Origin of the sequence: Nocardia sp. NPDC056564 (assembly GCF_042793755.1) — a bacterium.
Taxonomy (GTDB): domain Bacteria; phylum Actinomycetota; class Actinomycetes; order Mycobacteriales; family Mycobacteriaceae; genus Nocardia.
In genome coordinates, this window is record NZ_JBHTUR010000004.1 from 32525 (window position 1) to 55825 (window position 23301).

Consider the following 23301-nt stretch of genomic DNA (forward strand, 5'->3'; position numbering starts at 1 on the left):
CGACCCGGGCGAGCTGAGTTTCGGGGATACTTATCAGCGGAGGACCGCCGGTTACGGATATGTCCCCGGGCAGAACTGAGGGAAAGGAAGCTTCGCGTCGTGGATGCGCGTTCGGCTGCGCTGGTCCGCGCCAACTTCCGTGCGGTGATCGAGTCCCCGCACGGCCCCGAGCGGTTGGTCAGTGCGTTCTACGGTCACTTGTTCGCCGAGAACCCGCAACTGCGTGACCTCTTCCCGCCTGCGATGGAGATGCAGGCCAAGCGGATCGTCACCGCCATCCAGTACGTGCTCGATCACCTGGAGGACTGGGGCCGGGCGCAGAAGTTCCTGGAGCAATTGGCCCGCGATCATCGCAAATACGGAGTCGACGCGGCGCACTACGACGCCGCGGGACGGGCCCTGCTCTCGGCGTTCCGCGCGTACAACGGCATCGGCACCTGGCATCGCGGGCTGGAGGAGGGCTGGCGCGACATCACCATCCTGATCTCCGCGTCCATGGCCATCGGCGCGAACTCGGACAAATCCCAGCCGTACTGGGAGGCGACCGTGGTCGGCCACCGCCGGGTGCTCGAGGACCTGGCCATCGTGCGGCTGCAATCGGAGAGCCCGATTCCCTATCAGGCCGGGCAGTACGTGCCGCTCACCGTGCCGCAGCGGCCGAAGATGTGGCGCTACTTCTCCCCCGCCATCCCGGCGAACCCGTACGGCGAGATCGAATTCCACATCCGCAAGATCCGCGGCGGCTGGGTCAGCCCGGCCATCGTGAACGAGACCAGGGTCGGCGACCGCTGGCAGATCGCCGGACCGCTCGGCGGCCTGCACGTCGACCGGGACAGCGGCCGCGACGTGCTGCTGATCGGCGCGGGCACCGGGATCGCGCCGCTGCGCGCGCAGTTGATCGAGATGGGCCAGCGCGGCATCAACCCGCGGGTGCACTTCTTCATCGGCGGCCGCTACCCCTGCGATCTCTACGACGTGGAGAACATGTGGCAGCTCTCGCAGAGCAACCCGTGGCTCACCATCGTCCCGGTCTGCGAACAGAAGACCAATCCGTGGTGGTACCCGCATCCACCGCAGGAAGAGCCATACGGCATGCACCGGCGGCTGATCGGTAATCTGGGCGCGGTGGTCGCGAGCTTCGGCGCGTGGGCGGACCGGCAGATCCAGATCGCCGGGTCGGCGAAGATGATCGCGGATACCCGGCGCGCGTTGATCGCGGTCGGCACTCCGGAGCACATCATCAGCTCCGATCCGGTTTGACGAAGGAGGGCCCCATGGGGGATGGCAGCGGACGGAGTCCGCGGGGTGGGTAGAACGCCGGAAGACTCCGGTGCGCTGGGGAATGGCGCACAATTTCCGACCGAGTGGACATCCACCGTGGTCGGGCACCATCGAATCCGCCACGATCTGGCGGTGATTCGGCTGATCGGCGAGTTCGTCCCGTTCCTCGCGGGGCAGTCCGTCGAGGTCACCGTGCCGCAGCAGCCGAGCATGCGACGCAGGCTCTCCCCGGCGCTGCCGCCGTCGCTGGACGGCAAGCTCGAGTTCCACGTGCGCACGGTGCCCGGCGGCTGGTGCAGCGGCTCCATCGTGGCCGACACCAGGCCCGGCGACGAATGGCAGATCCGGGCCCCGTTCGGCAGTTTCGCGGTCGACCCCGCGGGTGCGGAGATCGTGATGATCGCGGGCGGCACCGGCCTGGCCCCGCTGCGCGCGCAGATCCTGGACCTGGCCCGCGAGCCGGAACCGCCGCCCACCTATCTCTTCTTCGGCGGCCACACCCCGCGCGACCTGTACGCCTCGGACATGCTGTTCCTGCTGGCCGGTGAATTGCCTTGGCTCACCGTGATTCCCGTGGTCGAAAGCCCGGACGATCCCAGCTGGGTCGACGAGTGGTACGAGCGCAGCCGGGTGAACATCGGCTTCCCGCCGGACGAGATGCTGTTCGGCACGCTCGCCGAGGTGGTCGGTTCGCACGGCGCGTTCGACCACCATCAGGTGCTGGTGTGCGGCTCCCCCGCCATGGTCAATGCGACCGTGGATCGGTTGCTCGCCACCGGGACTCCACCGGAGAGCATCCAGTTCGAAGGTCTGTGAGCGGAGCGCGGCGAGCGAGCCATAGGCACCTCGCCGGAATCCGGCCGCGGTACTGGGCGCGACCGGATTCCGACTGAGCCCGGGATTACGGGAGGGGTCGAAATCCCGGACGGCCGGTCAGAACAGGGGGTCGTGGCGGATGTTCTTGGCGAGCGTCCCCGCGGCCATCATGCGGAACTTGGTGGTCTGCACCATCGATGGCGAGCCGACGATCTGCACGTCCCGGTCGGCCCAGGCGCCGAAGCTGGCGACCACCTTGCCGATCTGGCCGGTCAGCCGCGGCTCCAGGCCCGCGTACGCGGGCCTGAGCTCGCCGGGATCGGTGTACCACCAAGGGTTTTCGACGTGTTCGGTGACCGGGGTGACGGTCAGCCAGCGGTTGGCCACGGCCAGGCTGTTCAGCGTGTCCAGGTCGTAGAGGTCACACGGGTGGTGCCCGCCGACGAACAGATGCACCTTCGGGTTGGTCCGTCGCTGCGCCATCGCCATCAGCTGGGCGCGCAGCGGCGCGATGCCGGTGCCGCAGCCGACCATCAGCATCTTGCGCTTGGTGTTGCGCGGGATGCCGAGGCCACCGAGCGGTGAGCCGAGCAGCCATTGGTCACCGATCGCGGTCTGCCCGACGATGGACGAGCTGACCCAGCCGCCGAGCACGCCGCGGACGTGGAACTCGATCTCCCCGTTGGCATTCGCGGGCACGGCGGGCGACATGTAGCGCCACATCCGGGGCCGGGACGGCACCTGCACGCTGAGGTATTGGCCCGCGGCGTATTGCATCGGCTGGTCCAGCTGCAACCGCAGCACGGTCAGGTTGCGCAGCACGTTGCGGCGTTCGACCACGGTGCCGGTCCAGACCGGCGGCGTGGTTTCCTTCTCCGCGGCACCGATCATGGTGTCGCCGATGATCTTCAGGCCTTCGTCCCAGGCCTGGTCGACCTCGTCGGTCCACATCTCGGTGCCCGCGTACACCCGCATCGCGGTCTTCAGCGAGACAGCGACCGCGGTGTAATGCGCCGGCTGCGCACCGTATTTGCGATGATCGCGCCCGAGCTGAGCGAGGAACGGCAGGAGCTTGTTCGGCTCCTCCAACCGGTCCAGGACATAGGCGATGGCCTTGACGAGGCGATCACGCTGTACGTCCATGGCTGCTGGAAAGAAATCGCGGACTTGGGGGTAGTCGGTGAATAGGATCGCGTAGAACGATCTCGCTAATTTCTCCGGCCCCCCTTCCTCCGCAGCAACCGCCTTGAACGTCGTTCTGATCAAAGCGACAGTCCGCGAATCCATTTGTGTCACAACCCCATTTCGCACTCGAACACAAACTGTGCCGGCGAGTGAGGTGCTGCGGGACACTCGTCAGCAGCCGTTGCCAAGGAGTGTAGGCGAGGTTTGCCAGCAGCGGAATCCTCCGTTTAAACAACAAGCATGTAATTCCTCGGAAACGAGGAGGCACAGCGCAAAACACTCGCGAAACCGACTGGCAGACCGTAAAAACCGAGGGAAATCAGTCACGGATACACTGAATTTGCATGACTCGTTCTGCAATCCTCGTACCGACAGTGATCTCAGAGCGACCGCGCGGCAACATCACTGGGCGATCGACCGACTGAGTCGGTCCACGCCGCACGCCACGCCACCGGGGCCTGCGATGAAACTGACCAGTCGGCTATAGACCGAAAGCGGCAGCCTCGATGCCCAGTCCCGCACCGCGTCTCGGCTTACGGTTGGCTATCCTGCGAAATCCCCAGTTGAACCAGACTTCGGGCCGCCGGCCTCGGAGCACGATCAATTCTCCGAGGCCGGCGGCCCGATAGTTAGCCAGCCGTATTCAGTATTGTTGCGGGACTGCTATTCGCTCAAATACCACGGCGATTTCGCGGTTGCCAGACCACGAGCGCGGTACTGCGTTGCGGCGGCGAAAGATCCGGCCGATAGCCGGACCGCAGCCGATCCAGCTCGGCCGCCAGTTCGGCGACCCGCTGCTGCAACTCCTCCACCTGGTTGGTCAGTTCGATGATGCGTTTGATGCCCGCCAGGTTGACGCCCTCGTCCTGGGACAGCCGCTGCACCTCGCGCAACAGCTCGACGTCCCTGGCCGAGTAGCGTCGCCCGCCGCCCGAAGTGCGTTGTGGCGTAACCAGTCCCAGACGGTCATAGGTGCGCAGGGTCTGCGCGTGCATGCCCGCCAGCTGGGCCGCCACCGAGATCATGAAGAACTCGGCTCGCGACCCGCCGGACGCCTGCTTCGGATCATGGGACATCAAGCACCTGCCCATCCAGCCCGTGGATCGAATCCGCTTGCCTTCTCCGCCTCCGCATAGCGCCGGAGCGCTTCGGCGGCGTTGTCGTCCAACTTCTGTGGCACCGCGACCTTGACGGTGACCAGCAGGTCACCAGCGCCGCCGCCGCGCTTGGGCACGCCGCGGCCGCGCACCCGCAGGATGCGGCCGTCCGCGGTGCCGGGCGGCACCTTGACGCCCACGCGCCCTTCCAGCGTCGGCACCGAAACCGTGGTCCCGAGCACCAATTCGCTGTAGCTGACCGGCAACACCAGGGTCAGATCGTCGCCGTTGCGGCCGAAGACCTTGTCCTGGCTGACGTGCACGCTGACGAACAGATCGCCCGACGGCGCGCCGCGCAGGCCCGCCTCGCCCTGTCCGGCCAGCCGAATCCGTTGTCCGTCACTGACTCCCGGGGGAATCCGCACCGTGATGGTGCGCGTGCGGTTCTGAATGCCGCTGCCGTGGCAGTCGACGCACGGGTCGTCGATGATCGAGCCGGTGCCCCGGCAGTCGTCGCACGGCTCGCTGAAGCCGAACGCGCCCTGGTTGCGGCTGATGACGCCGGTCCCGTTGCAGTGCGGGCAGACTCGCGGGCTGGTGCCCGGCTTGGCGCCGCTGCCGTGACAGGTGGTACACGGCGACGGACTGGTCATCCGCAGCGGAACCGTGACGCCCTGGGCGGCCTCGCGGAACCCGAGGGTGGTCTCGGTCTCCACGTCCGCGCCGCGGCGCGGCCGGCTCGTGGTGCGGGTGCCGCCCCGGTTGAACAGGCCGCCAAGCAGGTCACCGAGGCCACCGTCGCCCGCGTTCGCGGTGCCGAAGATGTCGCCGATGTTGAAGTCCTGCGAAAAGCCGCCGCCCGCACCGGGAGTGAACCCGCCGCGTGGATAACCGCCGCCCGCGAACAACTTGCGGGTCTCGTCGTACTCCTTGCGCTTGGCCGGATCCGACAGCACCGCGTGCGCTTCGCTGACGGTCTTGAACCGCTCCTCGGCCTTGGTGTCACCGGGATTGGCGTCCGGATGCAGGTCCCGCGCGAGCTTGCGGTACGCCTTCTTGATCTCGTCCTGCGTGGCGCCGGAGGAGACACCCAGTTCCTTATAGAAGTCCTTTTCGATCCACTCCCGTTGACTCACCGGATATCTCCTCCTCTCGCAGTATTCGTTGGGCGGCACTCGCGGGGCCCTGCGTGTGCGCCCCTACTATGCGAGGAATACACTCGCGGCCCTCCTCAGGTGCCTCCGGGCCCGACGCGCGCGCCGCGGAATTACTGTTTGTTCGCGCCGGCATCAGCGTCCGATGCCTCGGTCGACTCTGCCGTGGCCGCACCGGCCACCCCATCGGTTACCCCGACCAGCGCGTGCCGAAGCACTCGTTCGCCGAACCGATAGCCCTTGCGCATGACCAGCCCGATCACCGGGTCGTGCCCGGAACCCTCGTGCTGCACGGCCTCGTGCAGGGTCGGGTCGAAAGGCTCGCCCTCCGAACCGAATTCCTCCAGGCCCTGCTTGTGCAGCGCGGTGGACAGCTTGTCCGCCACCGACTTGAGCGGTCCGTTGTCCAGGTCGCCGTGCGCCCGTGCCCGATCGAGATCGTCGAGCACGCCGAGCAATTCGGTGACCACGGCGGCCTTGGCGGTGTCGATCGCGGTCTTGCGATCGCGTTCGACGCGGCGCCGGTAGTTGGCGTACTCCGCGGTCAGCCGCTGCAGGTCGGCGGTGCGCTCGGCGAGCTCCTTGCTGATGGCGTCGGCCAGCAGCTCGGCGCCCTGCGCGGTGCCGATGATCGACTCGGTGCCGTTCCCGGCGTCCGGGCCGGGCCCGGCGGCGGATTCCGCCGCCGGCTCCCGTACGTCACCGGTCTCCGGGTCGATCTTGCGGTTGTCGACGAAGGTGACCGGCTCTTGCTCGGAGTTGCGCTGCTCCGAATCGTTGCCGTTGGTCACTTCTTCTCCGTGTCCACCGGCTCGTCCACGACCTCGGCGTCGACGACCTCGTTATCGGCGTCGGTGGCCGAGGATCCGTTGCTGGACGCGGCCGACTCGTTGGCCGAGGACTCGTAGATCGCCTGGCCGAGCGCCTGCGACTCGGTCGCCAGCTTCTCCACGGCCGCCTTGACCGCGGCGATGTCGGTGCCCTTGAGCGCCTCGTTCGCCTCGGCGATGGCCGCCTCCACCTTGGACTTGATGTCCGCGGGGACCTTCTCCTCGTTCTCCTTGATGAACTTCTCGGTCTGGTGCACCAGGGACTCGGCCTGGTTGCGGGTCTCGGCCTCCTCGCGGCGGGCCTTGTCCTCGGACGCGTGCTGCTCGGCGTCCTTCACCATCCGGTCGATCTCCTCCTTGGACAGGCCGGAGCCGTCCTGGATCTTGATCGTGTTCTCCTTGCCGGTGCCCTTGTCCTTCGCGGTCACGTGCACGATGCCGTTGGCGTCGATGTCGAAGGTGACCTCGATCTGCGGCACGCCGCGCGGGGCCGGCGGGATGCCGGTCAGCTCGAACGAGCCGAGCAGCTTGTTGTGCGAGGCGATCTCGCGCTCACCCTGGAACACCTGGATCTGCACCGAGGGCTGGTTGTCGTCGGCCGTGGTGAAGGTCTCCGAGCGCTTGGTCGGAATGGTGGTGTTGCGCTCGATGAGCTTGGTCATCACGCCGCCCTTGGTCTCGATGCCCAGCGACAGCGGGGTCACATCGAGCAGCAGGACGTCCTTGACCTCGCCCTTGAGCACACCGGCCTGCAGCGCGGCGCCGACGGCGACGACCTCGTCCGGGTTCACGCCCTTGTTCGGCTCACGGCCGCCGGTCAGTTCCTTGACCAGCTCGGAGACGGCGGGCATGCGCGTGGAGCCACCGACGAGCACGACGTGGTCGATGTCGGCGACGTTGATGCCCGCGTCCTTGATCACGGACTGGAACGGCGCGCGGGTGCGGTCGAGCAGGTCCGAGGTGATCTTCTGGAACTCGGCGCGGGTCAGCTGCTCGTCGAGGAACAGCGGGTTCTTGTCCGCGTCGACCGTGATGTACGGCAGGTTGATCGAGGTGCTCTGCGAGGAGCTGAGCTCGATCTTCGCCTTCTCGGCCGCCTCACGCAGCCGCTGCAGCGCCATCTTGTCCTTGGTCAGGTCGATGCCCGCGCTGGCCTTGAACTTGTCCACCAGCCAGGTGACCACGCGCTCGTCCCAGTCGTCACCACCGAGGTGGTTGTCGCCGGAGGTGGCGCGGACCTCGACGACGCCCTCGCCGATTTCCAGCAGCGAGACGTCGAAGGTGCCGCCACCGAGGTCGAAGACCAGGATGGTCTGTTCCTTGTCGCCCTTGTCCAGGCCGTACGCCAGCGCGGCCGCGGTGGGCTCGTTGACGATGCGCAGCACGTTCAGGCCGGCGATCTGGCCGGCTTCCTTCGTGGCCTGGCGCTGAGCGTCCTCGAAGTACGCGGGCACGGTGATGACCGCGTCGGTGATCTCCTCACCGAGGTAGGCCTCCGCGTCGCGCTTCAGCTTCATGAGCGTGCGCGCGCTGATTTCCTGCGGGGTGTACTTCTTGCCATCGATCTCGACGGTCCAGTCGGTGCCGATGTGGCGCTTGACCGAGCGAATGGTGCGGTCGACGTTGGTGACGGCCTGGTTCTTGGCCGGCTGGCCGACCAGCACCTCGCCGTTCTTCGCGAAGGCGACGATCGACGGGGTGGTACGCGATCCTTCCGAGTTGGCCACGACGACCGGTTCTCCGCCTTCGAGTACGGCGACGACCGAGTTCGTGGTCCCGAGGTCGATTCCGACCGCACGAGCCATTGTTGTTCCTCCTATTTGACGTACTTACTGGTGTCGGGTGCTGGGCGGATGTCGCCCTGCGGCCAGGTCACCCTGTGCCGCGAGACCTCGCCCCAAACACCTGGCGGAGCACGGTCCCAGCAACGCTGAGCGTGGTCGGCTCAATCCTGCACCCAATTATCATCGGGAGTCAACTCAAACTTGAGCCCGACACACTCAACGTTGTCGAATAGCTCAACGGACGACCGCCGAGGATCATTCCCGAACCCCGGCATCGATTTCGGCCGTTCGCGATTCTCGTCCCGCGAACCCGGCGTGGCTACCCGTGGTGCAATAGCCTGCGCGGCGGGCGCGAGCCCGGCGGAAAGGAGTCACGGTGCCGGCGAAGACGCGGTCATGGTGGGGTTGGGGCAACGTCGAGGACGCGGTCGGCGGCACGGAGCGGGCGGCGCTGACCGAGCGGGTCGCGGCCATCCTGCCGGGCGCCGACCTGACCGTGCACGAGCCGCCCGCCATCGAGTCACTCGCCCTGCCCGAGCCGCGGATCGCCGCGCCGGACGCGCTCGCCGAGCTGGTTTCCGTCGATCCCGCCGATCGCGCGGCGCACGCGCACGGGCAGGCGTTCCGCGACGTGGTGCGAAATCTGCTCGGCGAGCTGGGAACTCCGCCCGACCTGGTGATCCGCCCGCGCACCGAGGCGGACATCGTCGACGTGCTGGACTGGGCGAGCCGGGCGAATATCGCCGTAATCCCGTTCGGCGGCGGCACTTCCGTGGTCGGCGGCGTGGAGCCGCGGCTGGACGGAGACTTCGCCGGTGCGGTGAGCCTGGACCTCGGGGCGCTCGACCGGGTGCTCGAGCTCGATCCCACCAGCCGGGCCGCGCGGATTCAGGCCGGCGTGTTCGGGCCCGCGCTGGAAGACCAACTGCGCGAAGCGAATCTCACCCTGCGGCATTTCCCGCAGTCGTTCGAGTTCTCCACGCTCGGCGGGTGGCTGGCCACCCGGGCGGGCGGGCATTTCGCGACGCTGTACACCCACATCGATGACCTGGTGGAGTCGATGCGGGTGGTGACGCCCGCGGGCGTCAGCGAATCCCGCAGGCTGCCCGGTTCCGGCGCGGGGCCCGCGCCCGATCGGATGTTCCTCGGCTCCGAGGGCGCGCTCGGCGTGATCACCGAGGCCTGGATGCGGCTACAGGACCGGCCGCGGTGGCGGGCAACGGCTTCCGTGCACTTCGAGGACTACGGCCGGGCGGTCGCCGCCACCCGCGCCATCGCCCAGTCCGGCCTGTACCCGACCAACTGCCGGCTGCTCGATCCCGCCGAGGCCTTCCTCAATGCCGGTGCGGCGACCGCGGGCGGGGTGCTGGTGCTCGGCTTCGAATCCGCGGACCACCCGACCGGGCCGTGGCTGGAACGCGCCGTCGAGCTCGCCAGGGACCACGGCGGCACGCTGCCCGAACCGGTGCGCTACTCGGACTCGGACTCGGACACGGCCACCCACGGCGGCGCCGCCGATACCTGGCGCTCGTCGTTTCTGCGCATGCCCTATCAGCGCGACGCGCTCGCGGCCCAGTCGATGATCACCGAGACCTTCGAAACCGCCTGCACCTGGGACAGATTCGACGCGTTGCGGGCCGCCGTGACCACCGCGGCCAACGACGCGATCCGGGCGGTGGGCGCGACCGGCGTGCTCACCTGCCGATTCACCCACGTCTATCCGGACGGGCCCGCACCGTACTTCGGCGTCTACGCCGCGGGTCGCTGGGGCAGCACGGTCGCGCAGTGGGACGAGATCAAAGCCGCTGTCTCCGAGGCGCTCTCGGCCGCGGGCGGCACGATCACCCATCACCACGCGGTCGGCCGGGACCACCGGCCCTGGTACGACCGGCAACGCCCGGAACCGTTCGCGCTCGCGTTGCGCGCGGCCAAGTCCGCCCTGGATCCGGCGGGCATCCTGAATCCCGGTGTGCTCCTGTGAATTACGTCAGCAGGGGCGCGTTCGCTCATGCGTGAGTCCGGGATGGATCCCCGGCCGTAACCCGTTGCTCGCGGCCGTGCGCTGCAACAACCGCAGCAGTGTCGCCCGTTCCTCGGGGTCGAGCCCGGCGAACAGCTCGCCGTCGAGGGCGGTCACCGCCGACTGCGCACGACGCAGTACGTCGTCGGCGGCAGGCAGCAGATACACGGCGTGGGCCCGCCGGTCCGTCGGATGCCTGCGCCGTTCGACGAGCTCTCGCTTCGACAATTCGTCGACGAGCCCGACCATCACATTGCGATGGATGCCGAGCGTCTCGCACAACTGCTGCTGCGTTTGCCCGTCGTGCTCCCGCAGCACCCGCAGCATGCCGAAATGCCGGGGACCGATGCCGAGCGGAGCGAGCAGGTCGCCGAATCGGCCACCGGTGTAGGCCCCCAGCTGACCGAGCAGGAAGGCCGGCTGGTCGGCGAGTGGCACGAACGTCGAATCAGCTTCGGTCACCCGCCCAGCATATCGTTAACGCACATGAAATGATTGCCATATTGTGTGATCATCACTTCAGGTGCATAGTTTGAGGGTCGCCACGCCCATCGAGTCGAAGAGAGCCGCCGTGGACCACGACCCCCACCCCACCGACACCACACCCCCACCGAATCTCGACCCGCGCCGCTGGATCGCCTTCGCGGTCGTGCTCGCCGCGGGCTTCATGGACCTGCTCGACGTCACGATCGTCAATGTCGCCGTCCCGAGCATCCAGTCCGACCTCAAAGCCCAGTACGCCCAGATCGAATGGATCGTCGCGGCCTACGTGCTGGCGTTCGCCGCGGTGCTGATCACCGGCGGCCGGCTGGGCGACCTCTACGGGCGCAAACGCGTATTCCTCGTCGGCATGGCCGGATTCACCCTCGCGTCCGCCGCCTGCGGGCTCAGCACGGACCCGGCGATGCTCATCGCGTCGCGCTTCGCGCAGGGCGCGATGGCGGGCCTGATGGTGCCGCAGATTCTGGCCATCATCCGGGTCACCTTCCCGGAACACGAACGGGCCAAGGCGATCGCGCTCTACAGCGGCGTCGGCGGATCCGCGTCCGCGGTCGGGCTCTCGCTCGGCGGGCTGCTCGTGCAGTGGGATCTGTTCGGCCTCGCCTGGCGGCCGATCTTCCTGGTCAACCTCCCGGTGGGCATCGCCGCGCTGTTCGCCGCGGCGGTCGTGATGCGGGATTCGCGCTCGCCGGCGCCGCCGCGGCTGGATGTGACCGGCATGCTGCTGGCCGTCGGCGCGGTGCTGCTGCTCGTCTATCCGATCACCGAGGGGCGTCGACTGGGCTGGCCCGCTTGGACTTTCGGGTCGATCGTCGCCGCCTTGCTGACCTTCGGCGCGTTCGTCGGCTACGAACGGCGGCGGATGCGCACCGTCGGCTCGCCGCTGATCGACCTCGGCCTGTTCCGCTCCCGGCCGTTCGCGATCGGGCTCGGCAGCTGGCTGTTGTTCTGGATCGGGCTCGGCGGGTTCTTCCTGGTGTGGACGCTGTTCATGCAGTCGGGGCTCGGCTGGTCGCCGATGCGGGCCGGGCTCACGGCGGTGTTCTTCGCCGTGGGAGCCGGGGTGGGGGCGGGCATTTCGGTCGGGGTGCTGGCCGCGCGGTTCGGCAGGCGGGTGCTGATCGCCGGCGGGGTCGTGAACGCGCTCGGGTTCGGTTCCTACGGTTGGCTCGCCGCGCACTACGGGGCCGAGATCACCTCGTGGCAAATGGTTTTCCCGCTGCTGGTCACCGGCATCGGATTCGGCATGGTGGTCGCGCCGACCATCGACCTGCTGCTCGGTCAGGTGCCGGCGAGCGCGGCGGGCGCCGCCTCCGGACTGCTCAATACCGGGCAGCAACTCGGCACCGCGCTCGGGGTGGCGCTGGTCGGCGTCGTGTTCTTCACTCAGCTGGACCATGATTCGGACCGCGGGGTGGATGCGATGACCCCGCGGATCCGGTCCGAACTCGCCGAGGCCGGATTGCCGGTGCCTGCCCAAGACGAGATCCTCGCCAATTTCCGCGCCTGCGTGCGGGATCGATCCGCGCAGATCGACCCGACCGTGGTGCCGGACAGTTGTGCCGCGCCGACCGGCGGCGCGGAGGTCGGCGAGGTACTGACCGCGGCCGGTGCGGACGCCAACGCGGTGAACTTCGCCACCACCTTCGACCACACGCTCTGGTACGGCATCGGCATGCTGGTGCTGATGGGCCTCGGATTCCTCGCACTGCCGCGAGACGCCAGGCTGCAGCCACCCGAAAGCACCCGCGCCACTGCGGATCCGACACCGGTAGGAGTATGAGGACAATGGACATCCTGGGTCATCGGCCGCGGCCGGAACGTCGTGGACTCGGCGATTCCGCAGATCCAGGCGCAGGGGTTCACCGCGCACGGGACGTGATCTCGACACCTACCTCGAGCAGGAGGTATTCCCCGCGCTGCGCGCCCGGCGGGTGAGATCCGAACGGGCCGGAGTGGTTTCACCACTCCGGCCCGCTGGCCAGGTTCAGGCACGCGCCGGCTCCGGCACTTCGACGGCCTCGGCGATCGCGCCCCGCCGCAACCCGGTCGCCGCGATCACGCCCGCCAGCACCGCGGCCACCACCGGAACCACCAGCGCGGTCCGCAGTCCGTCCATCCCACCCGTGCCCGCGTCGACCGCCGCGACGTTCACCGCGGTGACCACCGAGATCCCCAGCGCCGCACCGAATTGGATTCCGGTGTAGAGCAATCCGCCGGCCAGGCCGTGCTCTTCGGCCGCGATGCCGTCGGTGCCCGCGATGGTCAGCGGTCCGTACACGAGCGCGAAGGCGACGGCGAGCAGCACCATCGTCGGCAGCAGTGCGAGGTAGGCCCGGTCCAGATCGGCAGGCAGGAACAGCGCGTAGGCCAGCGCCGCGAGCACCACGCCACCGAAAACCACCCGGACATTGCCGAATCGACGCACCAGCCACGGCGTCAGCAGCGGCGCGAGCAGCGCATCCAGACCCATCACCGCCATCGCCAGGCCGGTCTGCACCGTGCTCCAGCCACGCAGCTCCTGGAAATACAGCGTCGCGAGGAACTGGAAGCCCATGAACGAGCCGATGAACAACACCGCGACCAGGTTGGTGCGGACCAGCGGGGCCGAGCGCAGGATGCCGAGCCGGACCAGCGGGGTGGCGGTGCGGCGTTCGTTCACGACGAACAACCCGAGCAGTGCCGCCCCCGCGACGAAGGTCACAACGGTCAGCGCCGGTCCGTCGCCCGGATGCTCCAGCCGGACCACGCCGTAGACGAGCAGCAGCATCGCACCGGTCACGGTCAGCGCGCCGAGCAGATCGAAGCCGCCCCGAACCCGTTCCGGCACACCGGAATCCCGGACCAGCACGAACGCGGCCAGCAGCAGCCCGGCCGAGACGAGCACCGGCACGAAGAACACCCAGCGCCAGCCGAACGCGGTCAGCAACCCGCCGACCACCATGCCGAGCGAGAACCCGCCCGCCGCGACGCCCGCGTAAAACAGCAGCGCCTTGTCGCGCACCCGCCCCTCGGCGAAGTTCGTGGTGATCAGCGACAGCCCGGCCGGGGCGAGGAACGCCGCGGCCACCCCGGTCACGAAGCGCGCGGTCAGCAGCATCCAGCCGGTCGTGGCGAAACCGCCCAGGCCGGAGAAGACCAGGAAAACGGTGAGCCAGCACAGGAACATCCGCCTGCGGCCGAGCAGGTCGGCGGCCCGGCCGCCGAGCAGCACGAACCCGCCGTAGCCGAGCACATACGCGGACACCACGCCGCTGAGCATCCCGGTGGACAGGCCGAGCTCGGCCCGGATCGAGGGCAGCGCCACATTGAGCATCGCGACGTCGATGCCCTCCAGGAAGATCGCGCCGCACAGCACCGCGAGCACGCCCAAGGCGCGGCCGGACATCTCCGTGAAGACCTCGACCGCTCTGACTTTCACCATCACGACTCCCCAAACAGACTCGGTTCCCGACGGTGGGGTCGGTTACCTCTTGATACCGAGGGAAAGTCTCGGGCAGAATCGGCAACCATGGAAGACGGCACATCAAGGTCACCGGGGCACTGCGGGGATACCGCCGCCGACTACGACGTTCTCCAGTGGGACACCCGCGTCGACTGCGAGGTACGCCAGATTCTCGACCGGGTCGCGGACAAATGGTCGCTGCTGGCGATCGCGCTGCTCGATCAGCGGAGCCTGCGATTCACCGAGTTGAAGCGCAAGATCGACGGCGTGAGCCAGCGGATGCTCACCCGCACACTGCGCCAGCTCGAACGCGACGGACTGGTCTCGCGCACCGTCTACCCGACCGTTCCGCCGCGGGTCGACTACGCGCTCACCCCGCTCGGCGCGAGCCTGCACACCACCATCAAAGCCCTCGTCACCTGGACCGAAGGACACCAGAACGAGATCGCCGCGGCCCGCGACGACTACGACCGCCGCACCGCCGCGGAAGCACTCGTCACCGCCGGATCGCCGTAGCCGGGCGGCCGGACGCAGTAGCGTGGACGGACTGCCGATTCGAGGAGTTCACTATGCGGGCCGCCGTCGTCACCCACTCGAAGTTCGAGGTCGTCGACCTGCCGACCCCGGTACCCGGGCGCGGGCAACTGCTGATCGAGGTGATCCGCTGCGGCATCTGCGGTTCCGACCTGCATGCGCGCAGCCACGCCGACGAGATGGCGGATCTGGCCGTGGCCACCGGCTACGACGCGTTCATGCGATCGGACCAGCGGGTGGTGCTCGGCCACGAATTCAGCGGCGCGGTGGTCGATTACGGGCCGGGGTGTCGCAAGCGGTGGGCGGCGGGCACGCCGGTGGTGGCGCTGCCGATCGTGCGGCACGGCTCGAAGCCGCAGCTCACCGGGCTGTCGGTCGAGGCGCCCGGCGCGTACGCCGAGCAGGTGGTGGTCCAGGAATCGATGACCATGCCGGTGCCCAACGGATTGTCCGCCGAACACGCGGCACTCACCGAACCGATGGCGGTGGCCTGGCACGCGGTGCGCAAAGGGCGAGTCGGCAAGGGGCAGAACGCCTTCGTGATCGGTTGCGGCCCGATCGGCCTCGCGGTGATCAGCATGCTGAAGGCCGCGGGTGTGCGCACCGTGGTGGCCAGCGACTTCTCCCCGCGCCGTAGGGAACTCGCGACCGCCTGCGGTGCCGACATCGTGGTGGACCCGGCCACCGACTCCCCCTGGACGGCCGCTCCCAAGCGCGGCCGGATCAACGGCGTCACCGACATTCTCAGCCTCGGCTTCGACACCATGGACCGCCTGCGCCGCGTCCCGAAATTGCCCTGGTGGTATGTCTTCCGCCTCGCGCACACCCTGAACGCCGGCCCGTCCGGCCCGGTCATCTTCGAATGCGTCGGCGTCCCTGGCATTCTCGACCAGATAATCGCCGCCGCGCCCCCGCTGTCCCGCGTGGTCGTCGTCGGCGTCTGCATGGAATCCGACCGCATCCAACCCGCCATGGCCATCAACAAGGAACTCGAACTCCACTTCGCCTTCGGCTACGACCCCGGCGAATTCCGCGACACCCTCCACCTACTCGCCGAAGGCAAAGTAGACCCCACCCCGTTGATCACCGGCACCGTAGGCCTCGCCGGCATCGATTCCGCCTTCACCACCCTCGCCAACCCCGACCACCACGCCAAAATCCTCATCGACCCGACGAGTTCCGCCACGACGCCTCAGGACGTGCGGGCAGAAGTCTCGTAGGGGCGGTAGTCCTTGATCCGGATTGTGCGGGCGACCTTTTGGGGGGCGCCGCCGATGAGGCCGCGCCAAGGGAGGTAGGGCAGGAGGCGGACGTTGAGGTTGCGCAGGCGGATCATCCACTTGGTAGGGGGCGCATACCATTTGCCGACGCCCTCGGCGAAGGTCTGGCAGGCCTTGACCAGGGGCAGCAGCTCTGTGCGGTAGCGGGGGAAGGCGACGGTGTGGTCGCCGTGGGCGGCGGCCAGTTCGCCGGCCAGGACGTAGGCGCCGACCAGGGAGAGGTTGGTGCCCTGGCCGGATAGCGGGGCGGCGCAGTAGCCCGCGTCGCCGACCAGCGCGACGCGGCCCTTCGACCAATCGTCCATGTGGATCTGCGCCATGGCGTCGAAGTAGAAATCGTCGGCGGCGGTGAGGTGTTCGAGCAGGCGCGGCACCTGCCAGCCCGCGTCGGCGAAGGTGTCGGCGACGATTCGCTTCTGCTGCTCGATGTTTCGGTAGTCGTAGTCGATCGGCTCCGACTCGAACGCGAAAACGGCTTTGGCTCGGTTGTTCTCGCGGGCGCTGTAGCTACCCGCGATCTTGCCGGGGACGTTGTAGTCCTGCTCCCAGTGATCCAGCGCGAGCAGGTTGGGGGTGGTGTAGATGCTGATGTAGTAGCCCATGTGCCGGAGGAAGTCGCTCTCCGGGCCGAAAACCAGCCTGCGCGTGTGGGAGTGCACGCCGTCGGCGCCGATGACCAGGTCGAAGCTGCGCGGTTCGGCGTGCGAAAACGTGACGTGCACGCCCTTTTCGTCCTCGGTGAGGGCGGTGATGCTGTCGCCGAAGAGGTATCCGCCATCGTCGCGGGTCGCCTCGTACAGCACCCTGGCCAGGTCGCCGCGCTGGATCTCGCAGTCCCCGCCCGCGCCGACGCCGTTGAACACCTCGCTGCTCATGCTCGCCCGCGCCCTGCCGGTGGCATCGACGTAGGAGGTGCCGCGCTTGCCGGTGCTGAACTCGTGCACCTGACCGAGCAGGCCCATCTTGCGAATCACCTCGGTCCCCGCGCCGAGCACGTCGACCGCCTGACCGCCGACGCGCAGCGCGGGGGCGCGCTCGACGATGGTCACCGCGAAGCCGTAGCGGTTCAGCCAGAAGGCCAGCGTGGGTCCGGCGATGCTGGCGCCGGAGATGAGGACGGTCATCGGTCGGTTGCTCATGCGGAAACTGTACATTTGTCTTAGGCGAGCGCGCAAGACAAATGACTGAGGCGATCGCGCTACCATGGTGACCATGGGAAACCGAGAAGATCTGCTCGCGGGCGCACGGCAGTGCCTCTTCGAGAAGGGCTACGCCCGCACCACCGTGCGCGATATCGCCACCGCCGCCGGCGGGGTCAGCATGGCCGCGATCGGCTACCACTTCGGGTCCAAGGAGGCGCTGCTGAGCGAGGCGCTCGCCGAGGCGAATCGGGAATGGGGTGTGGAACTCGAGCGCGCGCTGAGCGATGCGGCGCAACCGGATTCGACGCCGCTGGAACGTTTCGCGGCGCAGTGGACGGCGGTGATCGAGTCGCTACGCCGTCATCGCGGGCTGTGGGCGGCCACCTTCGACACCATCGCGCAGGGCGGCCATGATGCCGCGACCAGGGAGGGGCTCGCGGCCGGCCTGGCCGAGGCGCGCGCCGGACTGGCCCGGCTCTTCGAGAACATCGGCGCGGACGACCCGGAGCAGGGCCGGCTGTTCGGCACCTTCTACCAGGCCCTGCTGACCGGCCTGGCCGCGCAGTATCTGGTCGACCCCGAGCACGCGCCGTCCGGCGCGGAGCTGGCCGAGGCGATGCGCCGGATCACCGCGTAGCCCAGCCTACTCCGGGAGCAGGCCGAGGGTGCCTTCCGCGCTGCGGGCCGCCGTGAGGCAGGCGGTGGTGGTGAACTGGTCGGCGAGTGGATGGCGGGCGCGGGATCGCCATTTGCGCACCGCGGCCACCGCCTGGTCGCGCTGGACCGCGGGCGCGGCATCGACCGGGAGGCCGAGGCGCAGGTGCGCAGCGATGCCGGCACCACCGATCAGCCGGTGCAGCTCGGCGAGATCGTTTGGCGGCAAGGTCAATTCGTCGGTGCGGAGGCGACCGAGCAGGCGCAGTTCGGCGAAGCCGTGCACATCGGCGAGCAGGGTACGCACCCGGGGCAGCAGGGCGTCGGCCTCGCTGCCCGGGTAGGCGGTGAGCACGCGGGCGAGGGCGGTGAGCGCGGAGTGCGCCTTGAGTTGGTCGGCCCGCTGGCCGAATTGGACGTCGAGCACCGAGCGCAGCTCATCCACACCGCTGCGCTCGGTCAGTTCCGCTGCCAGCGTGGCGGAATCGCGCACACCCAGCCGGATCAGGGTGACGGCCATCCGAATGCCGAACAGGCCGAACCGTTCCGCGAGCTGCGCCCGCAGCTCCGGAGCCACCGGCAACGCCACATCGGGCCGCGCGAAGCGGTCCGCGGACAGCAGTGCCGTGCTCAGTTCGTCGACCGGCACCCCGGCCAGCGCTTCGAATGCCGCGTACTCCTGTTGCCGCAACGTGGCCGCGGCGAAGGCGAGCAGTCCGGCGACCGGAATCACGGCCTGGCACAGGCCCGTTCGCTCCAACTCCCCGGCGAACCGGGTCGCGACATCCCGCGCGGAATGCAGGGCGTCGATTCGGCCCGCCCCGATCTCGTCGGCCCTGGACACCACCCCGACGACCCCGAGCGGACCGGAGACGCCGTGTGCCGCACCGGTTCCGGCACCGACCCGCTCGAGGAACCGGACGTCGGCGGCGTCGAGCCTGCGCAGCAGGTACACCACCGCGTCGGCACCCGGAACCGCGATGTTCTGCTCGGCCTGCTCCGCGCCCGGCGTCAGCAGCCTGGCCGTGCGCAGCGACACCTCGCGCGACAGTGACGAGGTGCCCGGCGTATCGATGATCGTGGTGTGGGCCAGCGCGGCGGCGGGCCATTCGACCTCGAGGTGGTCGACCTCGCGCGGCGCGGGGGCGTTCCAGTTCAGTCGTTCCAGATCGAAGGTCAGCCCGTGCGTTCCGCCGCCGCGGCGCACCACCACGTTCGCGCGAGCGCCGTCGCCCGCGTGCGCGGTCACGCTCGGCGTGGATCCGTAGCGATACCAGGTGACCACCCGGGTACACTCGGTCGCGTCGGTCGGTGCGATGTCCTGTCCGACAAGGGAATTCAACAGCGTCGACTTACCGGCCTTCAACGATCCGGCGAGCGCGATGCGCAACGGCTGATCCAATCGACCCGCGCAGTCGGCCAGCAGTGCCCGCGGCCGCGGCTCGCTCGCCAGCGCCGCCCGCGCCGCGCCGACCAGCCGATGTGCCTCGGCCACAATCCCCGGCGCCGCGCCGACCTCTCGATTCACGGGGCAACCGTACCGGCGGGCGCGCTCGGCAGCGCGGCCTGCATGGCTTCGGCGTATCGTCCCAGCTCGGCGACCACGTGCAGCTGCCGCTCCAGCACCGCGCCGCGCTCGGCCCGGCGCGCGTTGGCCATGGTCGCGGCCTCCTGCGCGGCCCGCAGCGAGTCGTCGATCGAGCGCAGGCTCCGCTCCGCCACCCCGGCGTAGTGATCGCGCAGCGCCCGATGGATGCGATGCAGCCGATCCTTGGATTCCTTGCCGGTCTGGAACGCCACATCGTCGACGAACCGGCGGACGGCGACCTTCGCCTCGCTGCGCCGCCGCGCCAGCCTGGCCTGCTTGTCGTCCCGGAAAGCCTTGCCGCCCACCACCAGTCCGGCGCCGATCGAGATCGGATTGAGCAGCGCGAGCCCGGCGAAGGTGCTGGCCAGGCCGACCATCAGCACGCCACCGTAGGAGCCGCGCATGCCGACCAGCAGCTTGCTGCCGAAACCGATGTCGGGCTCCAGGTCGGCCAGGGTGCCCGCGCCGACGTGGCTGCCCGCGACGGCGGCGTCGGACCGCACGTCCGGCAGATCGGCGGTGCCGACCTCGGTGAAGTGTTCCGCGACCCGCTTCGCGAGCTGCAGCGCGCGCGAATGGGTCCACAGCAGGTTGTCCCCGATCGCGGTATCGATGGTGCCGGTGAGGTATTCGGCGATGCTGTCCCAGTGCCGGCCCGGATCGTGCTCGTCGATCCACTCCTCGGTGGTTCTGGCGATGCCGCGCAACCGATCTCGCAGATCGTGGTCGACGTCCCCGGCCAGGTCGGTGATGCCGTCGGCGAGGGTCTGCTGCCAAGCGGCGGTGCGGCGATGCAGTTCTTCGGCCGAGGTCCGCGCGGACTGGAGTTCGCGCACCGCGGCCGCGCCACGGGCCGGATCGCGCACCGCGACCAGTTCGCTGCCCAGCGCGAGCGCGAGATGTTCGGCGACGGAACGGATGTCACGGGCCACCGCGCTGCGCGTGGCCAGCTGATCACGGGCGACCACCTGGTCGCGCAGGAACTGGTAGAGCAAGCCGAAGCCCGACTCCAGGCCGAGCTGCTGGTCTTGCAGGCGCAGAGCGTGGCTGCGCAGCAACGCGGAGACCGCGATCATCGGCACGTCCATGCCCGCCGTGGTCAGGTGGCGCTGATCGGCCTCGAATACCTGACGCCAATGTGGGTACAGGTCGGTCTTGGTGATGAGCAGCGCTACGGTGGGGCACAATTCGCGCACCTGGCGCAGGAACGCGAGCTCCGGCTCGGTGAGCTCGGTGGACGCGTCGGAGAGCACCAGTACCGCGTCGGCGGCGGGCACCATGGTCAGCACGCTTGCCGCGTACGAACTTCCGTGCCCGCCGACGCCGGGGGTGTCGACCAGCACGATGCCATCGGCCAGCAAGGCGTTGGGCACCTGGATCTCCAGCCGCAGAATCCGCCGCCCCTGCGCCAGCGGGGAATGCGCGGTGATCGAGCCGATCGCCTCGATCGGCACCGGTACCCGGGCCTCCGGGCCACCCTGATCACCGCCGGGCGCGGTCAGCACCAGTTCCGCCTTGGGTTCGGGACCGTAGGCGAGCAGCGTGGTGACCGTGGTGGTCACATCGTCGCCCACCGGGCAGAGCTCGAGGTTCAGCAGCGCGTTGACGAACCGGCTCTTGCCCTGATCCAGTTGCCCCGCAATGACAATGCGCCGCCGCGGATCCCGCACCCGGTCGGCGGCTACCTCGAGCCGGCCGACCAGATCGTTGCGGCCGGCGGCGCGCGCCGCCGCGATGGTTTCGCCGAGTACCGACAGCAGCGGTACCGCCGGTGGCGTGGCGTTCGGTGCGGGCGTCCCCATCGCGGTGTCGACCTCTTCCAGTGGAGCGGGCATTGTCAGTGCGGCGGCGGCGCGATCAGTGCAGCATCGCGTCGCCGGTGAGATCCGCGCCGGCGCTGCCGGCCAGATCCGTGCCCGCGTGCGCATCGCCGAACAGGCCCGAGTCGCCGTGCACCCCGGCGGTGCTGTCCAGCCCCGACCCGAACGCGTTCGAAACATCCAGCGACGACCAGGCATTCGCGGTCGAACCGACCTCGCCGCTCAGCCCGGCACCGGTATCCACCGCGCCGTGCGTGGTGCCACCCACCGAACCACCGAGACCCGCAGCGGCATCGACCGCACCATGCGTCGTCCCACCGAGCGAACCACCAAGTCCCGCAGCGGTATCGACCGCGCCGTGCGTGGTGCCACCGAGCGAACCACCGAGACCCGCAGCGGTATCGACCGCGCCGTGCGTCGTCCCACCGAGCGAACCACCGAGACCCGCGCCGGTGTCGACCGCGCCGTGGGTAACGCCGCCGAGCGAACCACCAAGTCCCGCACCGGCATCCACGGCACCACCGACTCCGGTGGACAGATCACCACCGAGACCCGTAGCCGCATCGATCCCGGTCGACAACCCGGTCTCCAGGCCGGTGGCCGCGTGACCACCCGCGTCGAGGCCACCACCGAGACCGGTCCCGACCTGCGCCCCGATCCCGGCCGCACCGTCGAGCCCGGCGGAAAGTCCACCACCGAGACCGGCGCCGGCGTCCGCCGCCGCCCCGATCCCCGTGGACAGGCCCGTCTCCAGCCCGGTCACCGCGTGCGAACCCGCATCGAGGGCACCACCGAGACCCGTGGACAACCCGGTCTCCAGGCCCGAACCCACCTGCGCCCCAGCGTTGATCGAACCATCCACGGTCGAACTGAGCCCGGTGCCCAGATCGGCACCCACCTGCGCACCCGCGCCGAGGGCAGCACCCGCGGTACCCGACAGCCCGGTCTCCAGACCCGACCCGACCTGCACGCCCGTATTCACCGCGCCATCCAGCGCCGAGGACAATCCGCCGCCGACGCCGGTGCCCGCGCCGATCGCCGCACCGAGTCCGGTTTCCAGACCCGCCGTGGCCTGCGCCGCCGAATTACCTACGGCGCCAACGCTGGTGGACAGTCCGCCGCCGAGCCCCGCGGAGAGGTCGGCGTTCAGATCGGCCGCACCCTGAGCGAGACCGTTCAGCCCGGAGGTCAAGCCACCGGCCAGCTGCGCCCCGGTGGCGTTCAGACCGGCGGTCACACCGGCACCGAGATCGGCACCCGCGCCGACTGCCGCGTCGAGGCCGGTGGTCGCACCCGTCACCGCATGCAACGCACCCTGCAGCCCGGTGGAGACGTCGGCGCCCACCTGCGTGCCCGCGCCGAGCGCGGCATCGAGCCCGGTGGAGATCCCGGCTGTGGCCTGCCCGACCGTCCCGAGGGCGCCGCCGATACTCGTTTCGAGCCCCGTCCCGGCATGTGCTCCGGCATCCACGGCACCCTGCACAGCGGCACCGATGCCGGTTACCGCCTGCCCCGCCACACCGAGCGCGCCGCCGACCGCCGCCGACAGATTCGCGCCGATGTCGGCCACCGTGCCGAGCCCGGCGGAAAGCCCGGCCCCGATATCCGCGCCGACCTGAAGCCCGGTGTCGATCGCGGTGTTCAACCCCGCGTTGACGTCGAGACCCGTCCCGACCTGGGCGCCGAGGTCAACCCCCAGATCAGCACCGATATTCAGCCCGGCATCGGCCGCCGCGGCGGCACCGACGGTCCCCGCCGCACCGATCACCGCGGCAGCGCCGGTCTGGGCGCCGGCGGCGACGATCGCCGACAGCTGCGAACCGCCCGCGACCAGCGCGGACTCGGCGACCATCGGGGCGACGGCCGCGATGTCCTCCGGCGTGACCGCAGGCAAACCCGCCGCCACCAGCGCCTGCGTCGGATTCGCGCAATAGCCGACCGCCGCTTCGTGATCGCGCAGCAGGTTGAGGATGAACTCGAGAATCGCGTTGGGTGTCATCAGAAAATCTCCTGAGAGCCGGCGGACCTTCGCGATCCGCATCGTTGGAATGCATTTCACGCTAGGGGCGCCGCTCGTTACGCGTAACGGGGCCGACCCCCACAACTCACCCGATCCCGCCCTTAGGGGCATCCCGCGCATTAGGGGAATTTCCCCGGAAGTTCCCCGGCG

Annotated in this window: 18 protein-coding genes; 7 read left to right on the forward strand and 11 right to left on the reverse strand. The window is 69.1% G+C overall.

Annotated features, from left to right (window positions below):
* Positions 1 to 99: 99 nt before the first annotated feature.
* A complete protein-coding gene (locus ACFQ9K_RS11510) occupies positions 100 to 1260 on the forward strand; it encodes an FAD-binding oxidoreductase (RefSeq protein ID WP_378726336.1) in 1161 nt (386 codons plus the stop codon).
* Between the two features lie 45 nt (positions 1261 to 1305).
* Positions 1306 to 2097, forward strand: a complete 792-nt coding sequence (locus ACFQ9K_RS11515; RefSeq protein WP_378726334.1) for an FAD-binding oxidoreductase — start codon at positions 1306 to 1308, stop codon at positions 2095 to 2097.
* Between the two features lie 117 nt (positions 2098 to 2214).
* Here the strand turns inward: ACFQ9K_RS11515 and ACFQ9K_RS11520 are convergent, their stop codons facing one another.
* The 5 genes from ACFQ9K_RS11520 to dnaK form a co-directional block, all read right to left on the reverse strand.
* Positions 2215 to 3384 carry an FAD-binding oxidoreductase gene (locus tag ACFQ9K_RS11520; protein WP_378726332.1) on the reverse strand — a complete coding sequence of 390 codons (1170 nt, stop codon included), beginning with the start codon at positions 3382 to 3384 and terminating at the stop codon, positions 2215 to 2217.
* Between the two features lie 569 nt (positions 3385 to 3953).
* Entirely contained in the window at positions 3954 to 4358 is a 405-nt protein-coding gene (locus tag ACFQ9K_RS11525) for a heat shock protein transcriptional repressor HspR (protein ID WP_378721860.1), read from the reverse strand.
* Positions 4358 to 5515: a molecular chaperone DnaJ gene (gene dnaJ, locus ACFQ9K_RS11530; protein ID WP_378721859.1), complete on the reverse strand. Its 1158-nt coding sequence runs from the start codon at positions 5513 to 5515 to the stop codon at positions 4358 to 4360. The genes ACFQ9K_RS11525 and dnaJ overlap by 1 nt, the downstream gene beginning before the upstream one ends.
* Positions 5516 to 5646: 131 nt before the next feature.
* Positions 5647 to 6324 carry a nucleotide exchange factor GrpE gene (gene grpE, locus ACFQ9K_RS11535; RefSeq protein ID WP_378721858.1) on the reverse strand — a complete coding sequence of 226 codons (678 nt, stop codon included), beginning with the start codon at positions 6322 to 6324 and terminating at the stop codon, positions 5647 to 5649.
* Positions 6321 to 8168, reverse strand: coding sequence for a molecular chaperone DnaK (gene dnaK / locus ACFQ9K_RS11540; RefSeq protein WP_378721857.1), 1848 nt, complete (start codon positions 8166 to 8168; stop codon positions 6321 to 6323). Before dnaK ends, grpE begins: the two co-directional genes overlap by 4 nt.
* Before the next feature lie 355 nt (positions 8169 to 8523).
* Between dnaK and ACFQ9K_RS11545 the strand changes: the two genes are divergently transcribed.
* Positions 8524 to 10128: an FAD-binding oxidoreductase gene (locus tag ACFQ9K_RS11545; protein WP_378721854.1), complete on the forward strand. Its 1605-nt coding sequence runs from the start codon at positions 8524 to 8526 to the stop codon at positions 10126 to 10128.
* A 6-nt stretch (positions 10129 to 10134) separates the two neighbouring features.
* Here the strand turns inward: ACFQ9K_RS11545 and ACFQ9K_RS11550 are convergent, their stop codons facing one another.
* On the reverse strand, positions 10135 to 10629 hold the full coding sequence (locus ACFQ9K_RS11550) for a MarR family winged helix-turn-helix transcriptional regulator (RefSeq protein WP_378721852.1): 495 nt from the start codon (positions 10627 to 10629) through the stop codon (positions 10135 to 10137).
* Positions 10630 to 10738: 109 nt separating this feature from the next.
* Here ACFQ9K_RS11550 and ACFQ9K_RS11555 point away from each other — a divergent pair, with 109 nt between their 5' ends.
* Complete coding sequence (locus ACFQ9K_RS11555; RefSeq protein ID WP_378721850.1) at positions 10739 to 12451, forward strand: MFS transporter; 1713 nt, start codon at positions 10739 to 10741, stop codon at positions 12449 to 12451.
* A 204-nt stretch (positions 12452 to 12655) separates the two neighbouring features.
* Here the strand turns inward: ACFQ9K_RS11555 and ACFQ9K_RS11560 are convergent, their stop codons facing one another.
* Positions 12656 to 14092: an MFS transporter gene (locus ACFQ9K_RS11560; protein ID WP_378721849.1), complete on the reverse strand. Its 1437-nt coding sequence runs from the start codon at positions 14090 to 14092 to the stop codon at positions 12656 to 12658.
* Positions 14093 to 14179: 87 nt separating this feature from the next.
* Between ACFQ9K_RS11560 and ACFQ9K_RS11565 the strand changes: the two genes are divergently transcribed.
* Together ACFQ9K_RS11565 and ACFQ9K_RS11570 are read left to right on the forward strand one after the other, a co-directional pair.
* The gene (locus tag ACFQ9K_RS11565) at positions 14180 to 14629 is read left to right on the forward strand and encodes a winged helix-turn-helix transcriptional regulator (RefSeq protein ID WP_378721847.1); all 450 of its coding nucleotides are present in this window, start codon (positions 14180 to 14182) and stop codon (positions 14627 to 14629) included.
* 53 nt (positions 14630 to 14682) lie between these two features.
* The gene (locus ACFQ9K_RS11570) at positions 14683 to 15867 is read left to right on the forward strand and encodes a zinc-binding dehydrogenase (protein ID WP_378721846.1); all 1185 of its coding nucleotides are present in this window, start codon (positions 14683 to 14685) and stop codon (positions 15865 to 15867) included.
* Here the strand turns inward: ACFQ9K_RS11570 and ACFQ9K_RS11575 are convergent.
* Complete coding sequence (locus tag ACFQ9K_RS11575; protein ID WP_378721845.1) at positions 15840 to 17066, reverse strand: FAD-dependent monooxygenase; 1227 nt, start codon at positions 17064 to 17066, stop codon at positions 15840 to 15842. The two genes, ACFQ9K_RS11570 and ACFQ9K_RS11575, sit on opposite strands and share 28 nt — an antisense overlap.
* Positions 17067 to 17139: 73 nt before the next feature.
* Here ACFQ9K_RS11575 and ACFQ9K_RS11580 point away from each other — a divergent pair, with 73 nt between their 5' ends.
* Positions 17140 to 17706: a TetR/AcrR family transcriptional regulator gene (locus ACFQ9K_RS11580; protein ID WP_378721844.1), complete on the forward strand. Its 567-nt coding sequence runs from the start codon at positions 17140 to 17142 to the stop codon at positions 17704 to 17706.
* Positions 17707 to 17712: 6 nt separating this feature from the next.
* Here ACFQ9K_RS11580 and ACFQ9K_RS11585 read toward each other — a convergent pair whose 3' ends face one another.
* From ACFQ9K_RS11585 to ACFQ9K_RS11595, 3 genes are read right to left on the reverse strand one after another with little or no spacing between them, the layout of a single operon-like run.
* Entirely contained in the window at positions 17713 to 19251 is a 1539-nt protein-coding gene (locus ACFQ9K_RS11585; protein WP_378721843.1) for a dynamin family protein, read from the reverse strand.
* Positions 19248 to 21113, reverse strand: coding sequence for a dynamin family protein (locus ACFQ9K_RS11590; protein ID WP_378721861.1), 1866 nt, complete (start codon positions 21111 to 21113; stop codon positions 19248 to 19250). The genes ACFQ9K_RS11585 and ACFQ9K_RS11590 overlap by 4 nt, the downstream gene beginning before the upstream one ends.
* A 55-nt stretch (positions 21114 to 21168) precedes the next feature.
* Positions 21169 to 23130 carry an IniB N-terminal domain-containing protein gene (locus tag ACFQ9K_RS11595; protein ID WP_378721842.1) on the reverse strand — a complete coding sequence of 654 codons (1962 nt, stop codon included), beginning with the start codon at positions 23128 to 23130 and terminating at the stop codon, positions 21169 to 21171.
* Positions 23131 to 23301: the final 171 nt, after the last annotated feature.

Bases quoted from the DNA above. Each gene is read 5' to 3' on its own strand.
- ACFQ9K_RS11520 (WP_378726332.1), bottom strand. From the start codon at position 3,384: ATGGATTCGCGGACTGTCGCTTTGATCAGAACGACGTTCAAGGCGGTT.
- ACFQ9K_RS11525 (WP_378721860.1), bottom strand. From the start codon at position 4,358: ATGTCCCATGATCCGAAGCAGGCGTCCGGCGGGTCGCGAGCCGAGTTC.
- dnaK (WP_378721857.1), bottom strand. From the start codon at position 8,168: ATGGCTCGTGCGGTCGGAATCGACCTCGGGACCACGAACTCGGTCGTC.
- ACFQ9K_RS11560 (WP_378721849.1), bottom strand. From the start codon at position 14,092: ATGGTGAAAGTCAGAGCGGTCGAGGTCTTCACGGAGATGTCCGGCCGC.
- ACFQ9K_RS11565 (WP_378721847.1), top strand. From the start codon at position 14,180: ATGGAAGACGGCACATCAAGGTCACCGGGGCACTGCGGGGATACCGCC.
- ACFQ9K_RS11570 (WP_378721846.1), top strand. From the start codon at position 14,683: ATGCGGGCCGCCGTCGTCACCCACTCGAAGTTCGAGGTCGTCGACCTG.
- ACFQ9K_RS11575 (WP_378721845.1), bottom strand. From the start codon at position 17,066: ATGAGCAACCGACCGATGACCGTCCTCATCTCCGGCGCCAGCATCGCC.
- ACFQ9K_RS11580 (WP_378721844.1), top strand. From the start codon at position 17,140: ATGGGAAACCGAGAAGATCTGCTCGCGGGCGCACGGCAGTGCCTCTTC.
- ACFQ9K_RS11590 (WP_378721861.1), bottom strand. From the start codon at position 21,113: ATGGGGACGCCCGCACCGAACGCCACGCCACCGGCGGTACCGCTGCTG.
- ACFQ9K_RS11595 (WP_378721842.1), bottom strand. From the start codon at position 23,130: ATGACACCCAACGCGATTCTCGAGTTCATCCTCAACCTGCTGCGCGAT.